This is a genomic window from Escherichia sp. E14S1 (assembly GCF_004211995.1).
GTDB lineage: Bacteria > Pseudomonadota > Gammaproteobacteria > Enterobacterales > Enterobacteriaceae > Escherichia.
Window position 1 is genome coordinate 66,131 of record NZ_RHJQ01000022.1, and the last position, 15,832, is coordinate 81,962.

Here is a 15,832-nt window from a genome sequence, read left to right on the forward strand (position 1 = left end):
TTCTTACACTCCGGATTCGCGAAAATGGATATCGCTGACTGCGCGCAAACGCTCTGCTGCCTGTTCTGCCGTCAGATCACGCTGGGTTTCTGCCAGCATTTCATAACCGACCATAAATTTACGTACGGTGGCGGAGCGCAGCAGAGGCGGATAAAAGTGCGCGTGCAGCTGCCAGTGTTGATTCTCTTCGCCATTAAACGGCGCACCGTGCCAGCCCATAGAGTAGGGGAAGGAGCACTGGAAGAGGTTGTCATAACGACTGGTCAGCTTTTTCAACGCCAGCGCAAGATCGCTGCGCTGGGCGTCGGTCAAATCGGTGATCCGCAAAACATGGGCTTTGGGCAGCAGTAGCGTTTCGAACGGCCAGGCAGCCCAGTAAGGCACTACGGCTAACCAGTGTTCGGTTTCGACAACGGTACGGCTACCGTCTGCCAGCTCGCGCTGGACATAATCCACCAGCATTGGCGATTTCTGCTCGGCAAAATATTCTTTTTGCAGGCGGTCTTCGCGCTCAGCTTCGTTAGGCAGGAAGCTATTTGCCCAAATCTGTCCGTGCGGATGCGGGTTAGAGCACCCCATCGCTGCACCTTTGTTTTCAAATACCTGCACCCACGGATAGGTTTTTCCCAGCTCTGCGGTTTGCTCCTGCCAGGTTTTGACGATTTCCGTCAATGCCGCAACGCTGAGTTCTGGCAGTGTTTTACTGTGATCAGGTGAAAAGCAGATCACCCGGCTGGTACCGCGCGCGCTCTGGCAACGCATCAACGGATCGTTGCTTTCTGGCGCGTCTGGCGTGTCAGACATCAAGGCCGCAAAGTCATTGGTAAAAACGTAAGTCCCGGTGTAATCGGGGTTTTTATCGCCTGTCACCCGCACATTACCTGCGCAGAGAAAGCAATCTGGATCGTGCGCAGGTAACACCTGTTTGGCTGGCGTTTCCTGCGCCCCCTGCCAGGGGCGCTTAGCGCGGTGCGGTGAAACCAGAATCCATTGCCCGGTGAGCGGGTTGTAGCGGCGATGTGGATGATCAACGGGATTAAATTGCGTCATGGTCGTTCCTTAATCGGGATATCCCTGTGGATGGCGTGACTGCCAGTGCCAGGTGTCCTGCGCCATTTCATCGAGTGTGCGCGTTACGCGCCAGTTCAGTTCACGGTCGGCTTTGCTGGCGTCCGCCCAGTAGGCTGGAAGGTCGCCCTCGCGACGCGGTGCAAAATGATAGTTAACCGGTTTGCCGCAGGCTTTGCTGAAGACATTAACCACGTCCAGCACGCTGCTGCCTACGCCTGCGCCGAGGTTGTAGATGTGTACGCCAGGCTTGTTCGCCAGTTTTTCCATCGCCACGACGTGACCGTCCGCCAGATCCATTACGTGGATGTAATCGCGTACGCCAGTACCGTCTTCGGTCGGATAATCGTTACCAAAAATAGCCAGCGAGTCGCGACGGCCTACAGCAACCTGGGCAATGTACGGCATCAGGTTATTCGGAATGCCTTGCGGATCTTCGCCCATATCGCCCGACGGATGCGCGCCAACCGGGTTGAAGTAGCGCAGCAGGGCAATGCTCCAGTCCGGCTGGGCTTTTTGCAGGTCGGTGAGGATCTGTTCCACCATCAGTTTGCTTTTGCCGTAAGGGCTTTGCGGTGTGCCGGTCGGGAAGCTTTCAACGTATGGAATTTTGGGCTGATCGCCATAGACGGTGGCGGAGGAGCTGAAGATAAAGTTTTTGACGTTAGCGGCGCGCATGGCGCTAATCAGGCGCAGAGTGCCGTTGACGTTGTTGTCGTAATATTCCAGCGGTTTTTGTACCGATTCGCCAACGGCTTTCAGCCCGGCGAAGTGGATCACGGTGTCGATAGCGTGATCGTGCAGGATCTCGGTCATCAACGCTTCGTTACGGATATCGCCTTCAACAAACGTTGGATGTTTGCCGCCTAAACGCTCGATAACAGGCAGTACGCTGCGCTTACTGTTACAGAGGTTATCAAGAATGATGACATCATGACCGTTTTGCAGTAATTGCACACAGGTATGACTTCCAATGTAACCGCTACCACCGGTAACCAAAACTCTCATAATTCGCTCCATTAGGCTTATGGTATGAAATAACCATAGCATAACAAAGATGCGAAAAGTGTGACATGGAATAAATTAGTGGAATCGTTTACACAAGAATTTAGCCGTTTTTTATGCGCGATTAAGTGATTATAAAACAGAGGGTTTATGAATGATTGCGCTTTTTATCTGAAAAAAAGATGCGGTTTTATGCCTGATGCGTCGAACCGTGGGCCGGATAAAGCGTTTACGCCGCATCCGGCACAGTCAGCATTACCGACTCAATTTATTTTTGTCAGCGCATAACGATAGAGGTCACCGTCTGGCACGAACTCCAGACGATGGGTAATACAGGCAGGCGCATCTTCCGCATGGTGCGAAACAAACAATAATTGCGTTTCACCTTCGCTAATTAGCACGTCAACAAAACGGCGGATAAGCTGGCGATTGAGCGGATCCAGCCCCTGTAGTGGTTCATCGAGAATAAGCAAAGTCGGATGTTTCACCAGTGCGCGGACGATCAGCGCCAGGCGTTGTTGCCCCCAGGAAAGACTATGGAAAGGGGCGTCAGCCGTGCGTTTATCAATGCCGAGAATATCCAGCCACTGCTGCACCAGCTTTTGCTGGCGATCCGAAACGGCCTGATAAATGCCAATCGAATCAAAATAGCCAGAAAGGATCACATTACGCACGGTAGTGCTGACCCGGTAATCCAGATGCAAACTACTGCTGACGTAACCGATATGCTTTTTAATATCCCAGATGGTTTCGCCGCTGCCGCGACGTCGGCCGAAAAGCGTCAAATCGTTGCTGTAACCTTGCGGATGATCGCCAGTAATCAGGCTTAATAATGTCGATTTTCCCGCGCCATTTGGCCCGATAATTTGCCAGTGTTCGCCAGGATTCACCTGCCAGCTAAGGTTATTAAGAATGGGGCGATCGTTATAAGAAACCACGCCGTTGTTCAGCACAATGCGCGGTTCGTTGGCGGGTAAGGCGTGACGTGCTGAAGGTTCATCCGGCTCCGGCAGTTGCACACCTTCAAGCTGTTCGCTATGCGCCAGTTGCGCGACGAGTGCTTGCTGGAGCAGTTCCTCTTTAGCGCCAGTTTCCGCTAACGTGCAATCCGCCAGCACACCAGCAAACTGGACAAATTCCGGGATCTCATCGAAGCGATTGAGCACCAGTACCAGAGTAATACCGGACTGATGTAACGAGGCGAGTAATTCTGCCAGCTGCTGACGTGAGGCAACGTCAAGACCATCGAACGGTTCATCAAGAATCAATAAGTCAGGCTTCGACATCAGCGCCTGACAGAGCAGGGTTTTACGCGTCTCGCCAGTGGAAAGATATTTAAAACGTCGGTCGAGCAGGGCGGTAATGCCGAACTGCTGCGCCAGTTGCGCACAACGCGGTGCATCCTTAACTTCATCCTGAATGATCTCAGCCGTGGTGCGTCCGGTGTCATCTTCGCCAGGGCCGAGCATATCGGTGTTATTCCGCTGCCATTCGTCACTGACGAGCTTTTGCAATTGCTCGAAGGAGAGACGAGTGATGTGGGAAAACTGGCTTTGCCGTTCACCTTTCAAAAGCGGAAGTTCACCGGCCAGCGCGCGGGCCAGCGCCGACTTCCCGCTGCCATTAGAACCGACAAACGCCCAACTATCGCCCGCGTTTAACGTTAGCTGAGGCAATTGCAGCGTTTTTGTGTCGCTAAGACGAAACGTGCCTTGCAAAATTTGCAACGATGACATTTTATATCCCATTTTGTGCAGCGATTACTGACAGGGATACGTGTTTCATAACAAATTGTCAACACGCTTAGCACAGCGTGGCGATAATCACGCTGTCGGCATTAAAGTAGGCCGTGACATTCTGTCCTTGCTGAAGAGAAGTCGCTTCATTTACCGGCACCGTGGCGCACAAGGTTTGCCCGTCGGGTAGCGCCATTAATACTTCGCACTGTTCTGCGCCGCGCTCTATATGGCGAATAATGCCCGGCAATTGGTTGTCGGCACTCTGGGCTACGGTGTCATCTTGGGTAATGTTCACCCACGGCGCTTTCAGCAGAATCAACACTTCTTTGCCTTCATCCAGCCCCAGACGCGCGCCACTTTGCGCGGTAATCGCGACTTTTAAGCGTGTTTTGCCGTCGGCCAGTAAGACATCAACATGCTGTTGAACGTCATCATGATCGCGGGCGGTGATGGTACCGAACCACTGGTTACGGGCGCTGGTTTGCAGTGAAAAACGTGAGATCGCGGCCAGCAGACTGTTCAGCGGCAGGGCGTCATCGTCACTTAACACATCAAAGGCTTTTTGCTGGATCTGGGCGAGAAGATCGTAAAGCTGAATCAGTCGTTGACCATAGCGGGTCAGCACAGCACCGCCACCGCCTTTTCCGCCCGTAGCTCGTTCAACCAGCGTATGCTCACTTAACTGATTCATTTCGTTAATGGCATCCCAGGCGCTTTTATAGCTGATACCGGCATCTTTCGCCCCCTGGCTGATGGAACCGGAAAGCGCGATGTGTTTTAGTAGCGAAATGCGGCGTGGGTCGGCAAAGAGCTTTTGTTGCAGCTTAAGAGTGAGAAGGATTTCGGCCTGCATAACAATGTCCTGGCAAAAGTCTTATTGTGACGGAAAATGAGCGCCACGCAAAGCTGACCGCACAAAAGGGGAGTGCTTTTCTGTGCTTAACGGTTAGAATAGTCACAGGACTACATCTGGAGTTGACCATGTTAGAGTTATTAAAAAGTCTGGTATTCGCCGTAATCATGGTACCTGTCGTGATGGCCATCATCCTGGGTCTGATTTACGGTCTTGGTGAAGTATTCAACATCTTTTCTGGTGTTGGTAAAAAAGACCAGCCCGGACAAAATCATTGATTCCATGAATGCCCGCTGAGTCGGGCATTTTCTTTTTCTCAACTTCCTGCTTTTCCTGCCGATATTTTTTCTATCTACCTCTCAAAGGTTAACAATAACTGCTGGGAAAATTCTGAACTTGCCGTTATATTGACGCCTACATAACGTTAAATAAAGGGGTTACAAATGGCTCGTAAATGGTTAAACCTGTTTGCCGGGGCGGCGCTCTCTTTCACTGTTGCTGGCAATGCGTTGGCGGATGAAGGGAAAATCACGGTTTTTGCCGCAGCATCACTGACCAACGCGATGCAGGATATCGCTACGCAGTATAAAAAAGAGAAAGGCGTAGACGTCGTTTCTTCTTTCGCCTCCTCTTCTACTCTGGCTCGTCAGATTGAAGCAGGTGCGCCTGCGGATCTGTTTATTTCTGCCGATCAGAAATGGATGGATTATGCAATTGATAAAAAAGGAATTGATACCGCCACGCGTCAAACCTTGCTCGGCAATAGCCTGGTCGTTGTAGCACCGAAAACCAGCGAGCAGAAAGAGTTCACCATCGACAGCAAAACTAACTGGACCTCTCTGCTGAATGGCGGCCGCCTGGCGGTTGGCGATCCGGAACATGTTCCGGCTGGCATTTATGCGAAAGAAGCTCTGCAAAAACTGGGCGCATGGGATACGCTCTCCCCGAAACTGGCTCCTGCAGAAGATGTTCGTGGGGCGCTGGCGCTGGTCGAACGTAATGAAGCGCCGCTGGGTATTGTCTACGGTTCTGACGCAGTTGCCAGCAAAGGGGTAAAAGTGGTCGCCACTTTCCCGGAAGATTCGCATAAAAAAGTGGAATATCCGGTTGCCGTCGTGGAAGGGCATAACAACGCGACAGTGAAAGCATTTTACGATTATCTGAAGGGACCGCAGGCTGCGGAAATCTTTAAACGTTACGGATTTACAACTAAGTAATGATACTGACCGATCCAGAATGGCAGGCGGTTTTATTAAGCCTGAAAGTTTCTTCCCTGGCTGTGCTGTTTAGCCTGCCGTTTGGGATCTTTTTTGCCTGGTTACTGGTGCGTTGCACGTTTCCGGGCAAAGCTCTGCTCGACAGCGTACTGCATCTACCGCTGGTGTTACCGCCCGTGGTTGTCGGTTACTTGCTGTTAGTTTCTATGGGACGGCGCGGATTTATCGGCGAACGCCTGTATGACTGGTTTGACATTACCTTCGCGTTTAGCTGGCGCGGCGCGGTTCTCGCTGCCGCAGTCATGTCTTTTCCGTTGATGGTGCGGGCGATTCGTCTGGCGCTGGAAGGGGTTGATGTCAAACTGGAACAGGCCGCAAGAACGCTGGGGGCTGGGCGCTGGCGTGTTTTCTTTACTATCACGTTACCGCTGACGTTGCCGGGAATTATCGTCGGTACAGTACTGGCATTTGCTCGTTCGCTCGGTGAATTTGGTGCAACCATCACCTTTGTTTCTAACATTCCAGGTGAAACGCGAACCATTCCTTCTGCCATGTATACCCTGATCCAGACCCCAGGCGGTGAAAGCGGCGCGGCGAGACTCTGCATTATTTCTATTGCGCTGGCGATGATCTCCCTGTTGATTTCAGAATGGCTGGCCAGAATCAGCCGTGAACGGGCGGGGCGATAATCATGCTGGAACTGAATTTTTCCCAGACCTTGGGCAACCATTGCCTGACCATTAATGAAACGCTGCCCGCCAATGGCATCACTGCTATCTTTGGCGTCTCCGGTGCCGGAAAAACTTCGCTGATTAACGCCATTAGTGGACTGACGCGCCCGCAAAAAGGGCGGATTGTCCTCAATGGTCGGGTACTAAATGATGCCGAAAAAGGTATCTGCCTGACGCCGGAAAAGCGTCGCGTTGGCTATGTGTTTCAGGATGCACGGCTGTTCCCGCATTACAAAGTGCGTGGCAATCTGCGCTACGGCATGTCGAAAAGTATGGTCGATCAGTTCGATAAGCTGGTGGCGCTTTTAGGCATTGAACCGTTGCTTGACCGTTTACCGGGCAGCCTGTCCGGAGGCGAAAAACAGCGTGTGGCAATTGGTCGGGCATTGCTGACGGCTCCGGAATTATTATTGCTGGATGAACCACTGGCATCGCTGGATCTTCCGCGCAAACGCGAGCTATTGCCTTATCTGCAACGGCTGACGCGGGAAATCAACATTCCGATGCTGTATGTCAGTCATTCGCTGGATGAAATCCTCCATCTGGCGGACAAAGTGATGGTACTGGAAAACGGCCAGGTGAAAGCTTTCGGGGCGCTGGAAGAAGTGTGGGGCAGTAGCGTGATGAATCCGTGGCTGCCGAAAGAGCAACAAAGCAGCATTCTGAAAGTAACGGTACTGGAACATCATCCGCGTTACGCAATGACCGCGCTGGCGCTGGGCGATCAGCATTTATGGGTTAATAAGCTGGATGAACCGCTGCAAGCCGCGCTACGCATCCGCATCCAGGCTTCCGATGTTTCTCTGGTTTTACAACCGCCGCAACAAACCAGCATCCGCAATGTGCTGCGCGCAAAAGTCGTCAATAGCTATGACGATAACGGCCAGGTGGAAGTGGAACTGGAAGTCGGCGGTAAAACGCTGTGGGCGCGAATAAGCCCGTGGGCCAGGGATGAACTGGCGATCAAACCTGGCCTGTGGCTATACGCGCAAATTAAAAGTGTGTCGATAACCGCCTGATTAAATCAGGTGGCTATAAATAAACTGGGCGATGCTGTCGGTGGTATTGTCACCAATCACGATATTGGCGCGTGCTTTTACCGCGTCATCGGCATTGCCCATCGCTACACCCGTTCCGGCAGCCTCCAGCATACTGATATCATTGAAGTTATCGCCGAATGCGACTACGTTTTCCATCGACCAGCCTTGCGCCTCAACCCATTTCGTCAGGCGTTTGCCTTTACTGTTGCCGCCGCGTGCAATATCAACCTGATCGTGCCAGGACCATTCACACTCCAGACCCAACTCATGTTCAACATGCTTACCAAAATGCTGTAACTGCGGCAGGTCATCGTGCGTCAGAGCGAACTTCCACACGGCGTTAACTTGTTGCGCCGTTTCAGCCAGAGAAGCGACTTGTGTGAAAGTCGGGCGTTGTTCCGGCGGCAAAGTCTGCGCCCAGTTAGACGTGCGAATGACATGTCCGGTCGGATGCTCATAGACCATTGCGTCATCCACATACATCAGACCGTGAATGTGGTGTTCATTCAGCATCTCGATGAGTTGCAGGGCTTTGTTAACGGGCATTGGATCGGCTTCAAGCACAGTTTTTGCATGATAATCATACAAATAGGTGCCATTACAGCAAATAGCAGGTGTATCCAGCGCCAGCGCCTGATAAAAAGGATGAATAGCGACGTGATGGCGACCCGTGACGATAATCAATTGGTAACCTGCTTCGCGAGCGCGGGCAAGCGCTTCAATCGATGAGGGAAGCAGAGTCTTTTTCGGGGTCAATAAGGTGCCGTCTAAGTCGAGAGCAATCACGCGTGTGGTCATGGCGTTTTCCAGATTAAGGTTAAGAATTTTCGTCTGCGCGAATGGTACACCGATACCACTATCGGACAAAATTCTGCGTTTTAATTCAGCATTCACCGCCAAAAGCGACTAATTTTAGCTGTTAAAGTCAGTTGCTAAATGCAAAGGAGCATTCATGAAGCAAACAGTTTATATCGCCAGCCCTGAGAGCCAGCAAATTCACGTCTGGAACCTGAATCATGAAGGCGTGCTGACGCTGACACAGGTTGTCGATGTGCCGGGGCAGGTGCAGCCGATGGTGGTCAGCCCGGATAAACGTTACCTCTACGTTGGCGTTCGTCCCGAATTTCGCGTTCTGGCGTATCGAATTGCACCAGATGATGGCGCACTGACATTTGCCGCAGAGTCTGCGCTGCCGGGTAGCCCGACGCATATTTCCACCGATCACCATGGGCAGTTTGTCTTTGTCGGCTCTTATAATGCGGGTAACGTGAGCGTAACGCGACTGGAAGATGGCCTGCCTGTGGGCGTTGTCGATGTGGTTGAGGGACTGGACGGCTGTCATTCCGCCAATATTTCACCAGATAACCGCACCCTGTGGGTTCCGGCATTAAAGCAGGATCGTATTTGCCTGTTTACGGTCAGCGATGACGGTCATCTGGTGGCGCAGGACCCCGCAGAAGTGACTACCGTTGAAGGGGCCGGTCCGCGTCATATGGTGTTCCATCCAAACGAACAATATGCATATTGCGTCAATGAGTTAAACAGCTCAGTGGATGTCTGGGAACTGAAAGATCCGCACGGCAATATCGAATGTGTCCAGACGCTGGATATGATGCCGGAAAACTTCTCCGACACCCGTTGGGCGGCAGATATTCATATCACCCCAGATGGTCGTCATTTATACGCCTGCGACCGTACCGCCAGTCTGATTACCGTTTTCAGCGTTTCGGAAGATGGCAGCGTGTTGAGTAAAGAAGGCTTCCAGCCAACGGAAACTCAGCCGCGCGGCTTTAATGTTGATCACAGCGGCAAGTATCTGATTGCCGCCGGGCAAAAATCGCACCATATCTCGGTATACGAAATTGTCGGCGAGCAGGGGCTGCTGCATGAAAAAGGCCGCTATGCGGTAGGGCAGGGGCCAATGTGGGTTGTGGTGAACGCACACTAACCGCTGATTTACCCGGCGCTGAATCTCCTGCGCCGGGAGTATTAGCCCATCTCCTGTAACGAGTGTCTCTGGCGTTCGACGATATTGGTCCACAAATTGTCTTTATCGTCAGTCCATAAATTAATCAGCAAGGCAAAAAAGCGTTCTGCTGCTGGAGAAAGTACGGCATCTTTACGGCGAATTATTCCCAATGTCCGACGTATAACGGGTTCCACCAATGGGATACCAATAATCGAAGAATAGGGCGCATGAGGCATTGCCAGGCCAGGAAGCGCCGAAATCCCCAGTCCCGCTTCCACCAATCCTAATGACGTCGAAAGATGACGCACTTCATAAAACCAGTCCAGTTTCCAGGGCTTATCGGACAATTTTTGCTCAATCAGTAGTCGGTTGCCGCTGGAGGAACGCACGCCAATCATTTTGTAACCTACTAACTCCTGCCATTCCACCAGCTGCTTTTTGGCCAATGGATGGTCACGCCGACAGGCCAGCACGAACGGCTCATTGACCAGTGGGGTAAAGTCAATGGATGAATTTGTGACATTGTTCATGTTTATGCCAAAGTCAGATTCATTGCACAGCACCGATTCCATGCAATTATTCGTACCTTGTTCCAGAATCCGCACTTTAATATTGGGATACAGCTCATTAAATTTACCGATTGCCAGCGGTAAAAAATAAAATACGGCGGTCGGAATACACGCTAACGTCACCATACCACGATGATAAGCATTCATATCACGAATACTAAAAAGCGTTTCATCGAATTTCTTTATTAAATCCCGCGCCTCCGGGAGCAACCTTTTTCCTGCTTTTGTTAACGTAACCTTGCGAGTTGTACGCTCAAAAAGTTGAATATGTAAATCTTCTTCCATCTTTTTTATTCTGCGCGTTAATGCAGGTTGCGTAATATTGAGTAATTTAGCGGCATTGTTAAATGAACTGGACTCTGCCAGTATGACAAATGCCTTCATACCTGATAATTCATGCTTCATTATTACTCCGAAAAATGGAAGCGGTGCATTTTAGTGATTTACAGTTAAACAGTTTAACTGCAATTTAATCACTTAAATTAATGAAAAAATGTTATTAATCGTGGAGCTAAAGTCATTAGAGATGCTTTGCCCTTAATGTAACCATATCGCAATAAGTTATGTTTTTAAATTGAGGGCATTATTATGAAAAAAATACCCTGCGTGATGATGCGAGGTGGAACCTCGAGGGGCGCGTTCCTGTTAGCGGAACATTTACCCGAAGATCAAACGCAGCGCGATAAAATATTGATGGCAATTATGGGTTCCGGTAACGATCTGGAAATAGACGGTATCGGCGGCGGTAATCCGCTGACCAGTAAAGTCGCCATTATTAGCCGTTCCGACGATCCGCGTGCTGATGTCGATTATCTGTTTGCTCAGGTTATCGTCCATGAGCAGCGTGTTGATACGACACCAAACTGCGGCAATATGCTGTCTGGGGTTGGGGCATTCGCCATTGAAAATGGTTTGATTGCAGCGACATCACCGATCACCCGTGTGCGTATCCGCAACGTCAATACTGGTACGTTCATCGAAGCTGATGTGCAAACGCCAAATGGTGTTGTCAAGTACGAGGGTAGCGCCAGAATTGATGGTGTGCCAGGGACAGCCGCACCGGTCGCTCTCACTTTCCTGAATGCAGCAGGAACAAAAACCGGAAAAGTCTTCCCGACTGATAAACAGATTGATTATTTTGACGATGTTCCAGTGACCTGTATTGATATGGCGATGCCAGTCGTCATTATTCCTGCAGAATATCTGGGCAAAACAGGCTATGAATTACCGGCAGAACTGGATGCCGACAAAGCATTATTAGCCCGCATTGAATCTATCCGTCTGCAAGCGGGTAAAGCAATGGGCTTAGGCGATGTTAGTAATATGGTTATCCCTAAACCTGTGCTTATTTCTCCAGCGCAGAAAGGCGGGGCAATTAATGTGCGTTATTTTATGCCGCATTCTTGCCATCGCGCACTGGCGATAACTGGCGCTATTGCCATTTCCAGTAGCTGTGCATTGGAAGGCACCGTCACCCGACAAATCGTCCCTTCTGTGGGGTACGGCAATATCAATATTGAACACCCCAGTGGTGCGCTTGACGTTCATTTAAGTAATGACGGTCAGGATGCCACAACGTTACGTGCATCTGTTATTCGGACGACCAGAAAAATATTTTCCGGTGAAGTTTATCTTCCCTGAAAAATTTCGTTGTCGTGATAAGGACAATCAATAAAGGACTTCTGTATGAGTCATACAGAAAGAACAGGATTTTAAATGAATAAGAAATCGTTATGGAAGCTAATTCTGATATTAGCGATCCCATGTATTATTGGCGTTATGCCAGCCCCGGCAGGATTAAGCGAACTGGCATGGGTACTTTTTGGTATTTACCTGGCGGCGATTGTGGGGCTGGTTATCAAGCCTTTCCCGGAACCTGTCGTACTGTTAATTGCCGTTGCTGCCTCGATGGTGGTGGTCGGTAACTTATCCGACGGTGCGTTTAAAACCACCGCCGTATTAAGCGGTTACTCTTCAGGTACCACCTGGCTGGTGTTCTCGGCGTTTACCTTAAGCGCCGCATTTGTGACCACCGGCTTAGGCAAACGTATTGCCTATTTGCTGATTGGTAAAATTGGTAGCACTACCCTGGGTCTGGGTTACGTTACGGTATTCCTCGATCTGGTACTGGCTCCGGCAACACCGTCTAACACCGCGCGTGCGGGCGGCATTGTGTTACCGATCATCAACAGCGTGGCGGTGGCTTTGGGGTCAGAACCTGAAAAAAGCCCGCGTCGTGTCGGACATTACTTGATGATGTCCATTTACATGGTCACCAAAACCACCAGCTATATGTTCTTTACCGCAATGGCGGGGAACATTCTGGCGCTGAAAATGATCAACGACATTCTGCACCTGCAAATTAGCTGGGGTGGATGGGCGCTGGCCGCCGGATTGCCGGGCATCATTATGCTGCTGGTTACTCCGCTGGTGATTTACACCATGTATCCGCCAGAAATTAAAAAGGTGGATAACAAAACCATCGCCAAAGCGGGCCTTGCTGAACTGGGGCCGATGAAAATCCGTGAAAAAATGCTGCTCGTTGTCTTTGTGCTGGCACTGCTGGGCTGGATTTTCAGTAAGAGCCTGGGTGTTGATGAATCTTCAGTGGCAATTGTTGTTATGGCGACCATGTTGTTGCTGGGCATTGTGACCTGGGAAGACGTGGTTAAAAATAAAGGCGGCTGGAATACCTTAATCTGGTACGGCGGTATTATCGGCTTAAGCTCATTATTATCGAAAGTGAAATTCTTCGAATGGTTAGCTGAAGTCTTTAAAAATAACCTGGCATTTGATGGTCACGGTAACGTTGCTTTCTTCGTTATTATTTTCCTTAGCATCATCGTGCGTTATTTCTTCGCTTCCGGTAGTGCCTATATCGTTGCCATGTTGCCGGTATTTGCCATGCTGGCGAACGTCTCCGGCGCACCGTTAATGTTAACCGCGCTGGCACTGTTGTTCTCCAACTCCTATGACGGCATGGTTACTCACTATGGTGGCGCGGCTGGTCCGGTCATCTTTGGTGTGGGTTACAACGATATTAAATCCTGGTGGTTGGTCGGTGCGGTACTGACGATATTAACCTTCCTGGTGCATATCACCCTCGGCGTATGGTGGTGGAATATGCTGATCGGCTGGAACATGCTGTAAATATACTCGTCATACTTCAAGTTGCATGTGCTGCGTCTGCGTTCGCTCACCCCAGTCACTTACTTATGTAAGCTCCTGGGGATTCACACGCTTGTCGCCTTCCTGCAACTCGAATTATTTAGAGTATATCCCTTCATTATTTTTCTGCGCACTTCACGGTGCGCAGATATCTGGAGCATTTGATGATCAAGTTATCTGAAAAAGGCGTGTTTCTCGCCAGTAATAACGAAATAATTGCCGAAGAACATTTCACCGGCGAAATAAAAAAAGAAGAAGCAAAAAAAGGCACTATTGCCTGGTCAATACTCTCTTCTCATAATACGTCCGGAAATATGGATAAACTTAAAATTAAGTTTGATTCATTAGCCTCTCACGATATTACCTTTGTTGGTATTGTACAGACCGCTAAAGCGTCCGGTATGGAACGTTTCCCGCTGCCGTATGTGCTGACCAACTGCCATAACTCACTCTGTGCTGTGGGCGGCACCATTAACGGTGATGACCATATTTTTGGTTTATCGGCGGCCCAGCGTTATGGCGGTATTTTTGTGCCTCCGCATATTGCGGTCATCCATCAATATATGCGTGAAATGATGGCTGGCGGCGGCAAAATGATCCTCGGGTCAGACAGCCACACCCGTTACGGTGCATTAGGGACAATGGCAGTCGGTGAGGGCGGCGGCGAGCTGGTAAAACAACTGCTTAATGACACCTGGGATATCGACTATCCGGGCGTGGTTGCGGTGCATCTGACCGGAAAACCTGCGCCGTATGTGGGGCCGCAGGATGTGGCGCTGGCTATCATCGGCGCAGTGTTCAAAAACGGCTATGTCAAAAACAAAGTGATGGAATTCGTAGGTCCCGGTGTTGCTGCGCTCTCTACCGATTTCCGTAACAGCGTTGACGTTATGACCACTGAAACGACCTGTTTAAGTTCTGTCTGGCAAACCGATGAAGAAGTCCATAACTGGCTGGCGCTGCACGGTCGCGGCCAGGATTACTGCCAGCTTAATCCTCAGCCAATGGCGTACTACGATGGCTGCATCAGCGTTGATTTAAGTGCCATCAAACCGATGATTGCGCTGCCGTTCCACCCGAGCAACGTGTATGAAATCGACACGCTGAACCAGAATCTGACTGACATTCTGCGTGAGATTGAAATTGAGTCCGAACGCGTGGCGCACGGTAAAGCCAAACTCTCGCTGCTGGATAAAGTGGAAAATGGTCGCCTGAAAGTACAGCAGGGGATTATCGCTGGCTGTTCTGGCGGTAACTATGAAAACGTTATCGCCGCAGCAAATGCGCTGCGCGGTCAATCCTGTGGCAATGACACCTTCTCGCTGGCGGTTTACCCGTCATCACAGCCGGTGTTTATGGATCTCGCCAAAAAAGGTGTGGTAGCAGATTTGATTGGCGCAGGCGCAATCATCAGAACTGCGTTCTGCGGCCCATGCTTTGGCGCGGGCGATACGCCAATCAACAACGGTTTGAGTATTCGCCACACCACGCGTAACTTCCCGAACCGTGAAGGCTCTAAGCCAGCCAATGGGCAGATGTCAGCGGTAGCGTTGATGGACGCTCGTTCTATCGCTGCGACTGCGGCAAACGGTGGCTATTTAACCTCTGCCAGCGAACTCGATTGCTGGGACAACGTGCCGGAGTACGCCTTCGATGTAACGCCGTATAAAAACCGTGTTTATCAGGGTTTTGTGAAAGGGGCGACTCAGCAACCGCTGATCTACGGACCGAACATTAAAGACTGGCCGGAATTAGGCGCGCTGACTGACAATATCGTCCTCAAAGTGTGCTCGAAGATCCTCGACGAAGTGACCACCACTGACGAATTGATTCCTTCCGGTGAAACCTCTTCGTATCGTTCAAATCCAATTGGTCTGGCGGAGTTTACCCTGTCACGCCGTGATCCGGGTTATGTTGGCAGAAGTAAAGCCACTGCCGAGCTGGAAAATCAGCGTCTGGCGGGGAATGTCAGCGAACTGGCAGACGTTTTTGCGCGTATTAAGCAGATTGCTGGTCAGGAAAATATTGATCCGCTGCAAACTGAAATTGGCAGCATGGTCTATGCGGTCAAACCAGGCGATGGTTCTGCGCGTGAGCAGGCGGCGAGTTGCCAGCGTGTGATTGGCGGTCTGGCGAATATTGCCGAGGAGTACGCGACTAAACGCTACCGTTCTAACGTCATCAACTGGGGGATGTTACCGCTGCAAATGGCGGAAGCACCGAATTTTAACGTAGGTGATTACATTTACATCCCTGGCATTAAAGCTGCGCTGGATAATCCAGGTATGACGTTTAAAGGTTATGTGATCCATAAAGATGCGCCGGTAACGGAGATTACGCTCTATATGGAAAGTCTGACTGCTGAAGAGCGCGAGATTATCAAAGCGGGTAGTTTGATTAACTTCAATAAAAACCGTCAGATGTAAAAAGCGCCATGTGAATGTAGGTCGCATTGTAGTGGTCAACAAAAACT

At 50.5% G+C, this 15,832-nt stretch carries 14 protein-coding genes; 8 read left to right on the top strand and 6 right to left on the bottom strand.

Annotated features, from left to right (window positions below; genetic code table 11):
• Positions 1 to 3: 3 nt before the first annotated feature.
• The 4 genes from galT to modE all read right to left on the bottom strand — a co-directional run bounded on the left by galT (position 4) and on the right by modE (position 4,665).
• Positions 4 to 1,050, bottom strand: coding sequence for a galactose-1-phosphate uridylyltransferase (gene galT / locus D9734_RS19880; RefSeq protein ID WP_000191508.1), 1,047 nt, complete (start codon positions 1,048 to 1,050; stop codon positions 4 to 6).
• A gap of 9 nt (positions 1,051 to 1,059) precedes the next feature.
• Positions 1,060 to 2,076, bottom strand: a complete 1,017-nt coding sequence (galE, locus tag D9734_RS19885) for a UDP-glucose 4-epimerase GalE (protein ID WP_130209924.1) — start codon at positions 2,074 to 2,076, stop codon at positions 1,060 to 1,062.
• A gap of 260 nt (positions 2,077 to 2,336) precedes the next feature.
• The gene (gene modF, locus D9734_RS19890) at positions 2,337 to 3,809 is read right to left on the bottom strand and encodes a molybdate ABC transporter ATP-binding protein ModF (protein ID WP_130209926.1); all 1,473 of its coding nucleotides are present in this window, start codon (positions 3,807 to 3,809) and stop codon (positions 2,337 to 2,339) included.
• A gap of 67 nt (positions 3,810 to 3,876) precedes the next feature.
• Positions 3,877 to 4,665: a molybdenum-dependent transcriptional regulator gene (gene modE / locus D9734_RS19895; RefSeq protein WP_130209928.1), complete on the bottom strand. Its 789-nt coding sequence runs from the start codon at positions 4,663 to 4,665 to the stop codon at positions 3,877 to 3,879.
• Between the two features lie 128 nt (positions 4,666 to 4,793).
• Here modE and acrZ point away from each other — a divergent pair, with 128 nt between their 5' ends.
• From acrZ to modC, 4 genes are all read left to right on the top strand, one after another.
• The gene (gene acrZ, locus D9734_RS19900) at positions 4,794 to 4,943 is read left to right on the top strand and encodes a multidrug efflux pump accessory protein AcrZ (protein WP_000891515.1); all 150 of its coding nucleotides are present in this window, start codon (positions 4,794 to 4,796) and stop codon (positions 4,941 to 4,943) included.
• A gap of 165 nt (positions 4,944 to 5,108) precedes the next feature.
• Positions 5,109 to 5,882 (top strand): molybdate ABC transporter substrate-binding protein, encoded by a 774-nt coding sequence (modA, locus tag D9734_RS19905; protein WP_130209930.1) that lies wholly within the window; start codon positions 5,109 to 5,111, stop codon positions 5,880 to 5,882.
• A complete protein-coding gene (gene modB, locus D9734_RS19910; RefSeq protein ID WP_074516995.1) occupies positions 5,882 to 6,571 on the top strand; it encodes a molybdate ABC transporter permease subunit in 690 nt (229 codons plus the stop codon). Before modA ends, modB begins: the two co-directional genes overlap by 1 nt.
• A gap of 2 nt (positions 6,572 to 6,573) precedes the next feature.
• Positions 6,574 to 7,632 carry a molybdenum ABC transporter ATP-binding protein ModC gene (gene modC / locus D9734_RS19915; protein ID WP_130209932.1) on the top strand — a complete coding sequence of 353 codons (1,059 nt, stop codon included), beginning with the start codon at positions 6,574 to 6,576 and terminating at the stop codon, positions 7,630 to 7,632.
• Here the strand turns inward: modC and ybhA are convergent, their stop codons facing one another.
• Positions 7,633 to 8,451: a bifunctional pyridoxal phosphate/fructose-1,6-bisphosphate phosphatase gene (gene ybhA / locus D9734_RS19920; protein ID WP_000213425.1), complete on the bottom strand. Its 819-nt coding sequence runs from the start codon at positions 8,449 to 8,451 to the stop codon at positions 7,633 to 7,635. It abuts the gene before it with no gap.
• 154 nt (positions 8,452 to 8,605) lie between these two features.
• On the opposite strand from ybhA, the gene pgl reads away from it, so the two are divergent.
• A complete protein-coding gene (pgl, locus tag D9734_RS19925; protein WP_130209934.1) occupies positions 8,606 to 9,601 on the top strand; it encodes a 6-phosphogluconolactonase in 996 nt (331 codons plus the stop codon).
• 41 nt (positions 9,602 to 9,642) lie between these two features.
• Here pgl and D9734_RS19930 read toward each other — a convergent pair whose 3' ends face one another.
• Complete coding sequence (locus D9734_RS19930) at positions 9,643 to 10,596, bottom strand: LysR family transcriptional regulator (protein ID WP_130209936.1); 954 nt, start codon at positions 10,594 to 10,596, stop codon at positions 9,643 to 9,645.
• Between the two features lie 183 nt (positions 10,597 to 10,779).
• Between D9734_RS19930 and D9734_RS19935 the strand changes: the two genes are divergently transcribed.
• The 3 genes from D9734_RS19935 (at position 10,780) to D9734_RS19945 (ending at position 15,785) form a co-directional block, all read left to right on the top strand.
• Positions 10,780 to 11,832 (top strand): 4-oxalomesaconate tautomerase, encoded by a 1,053-nt coding sequence (locus D9734_RS19935; protein WP_130209938.1) that lies wholly within the window; start codon positions 10,780 to 10,782, stop codon positions 11,830 to 11,832.
• A gap of 75 nt (positions 11,833 to 11,907) precedes the next feature.
• Positions 11,908 to 13,341 (top strand): anion permease, encoded by a 1,434-nt coding sequence (locus D9734_RS19940; RefSeq protein WP_130209940.1) that lies wholly within the window; start codon positions 11,908 to 11,910, stop codon positions 13,339 to 13,341.
• A gap of 182 nt (positions 13,342 to 13,523) precedes the next feature.
• Positions 13,524 to 15,785 carry a hydratase gene (locus D9734_RS19945; RefSeq protein WP_130209942.1) on the top strand — a complete coding sequence of 754 codons (2,262 nt, stop codon included), beginning with the start codon at positions 13,524 to 13,526 and terminating at the stop codon, positions 15,783 to 15,785.
• Positions 15,786 to 15,832: the final 47 nt, after the last annotated feature.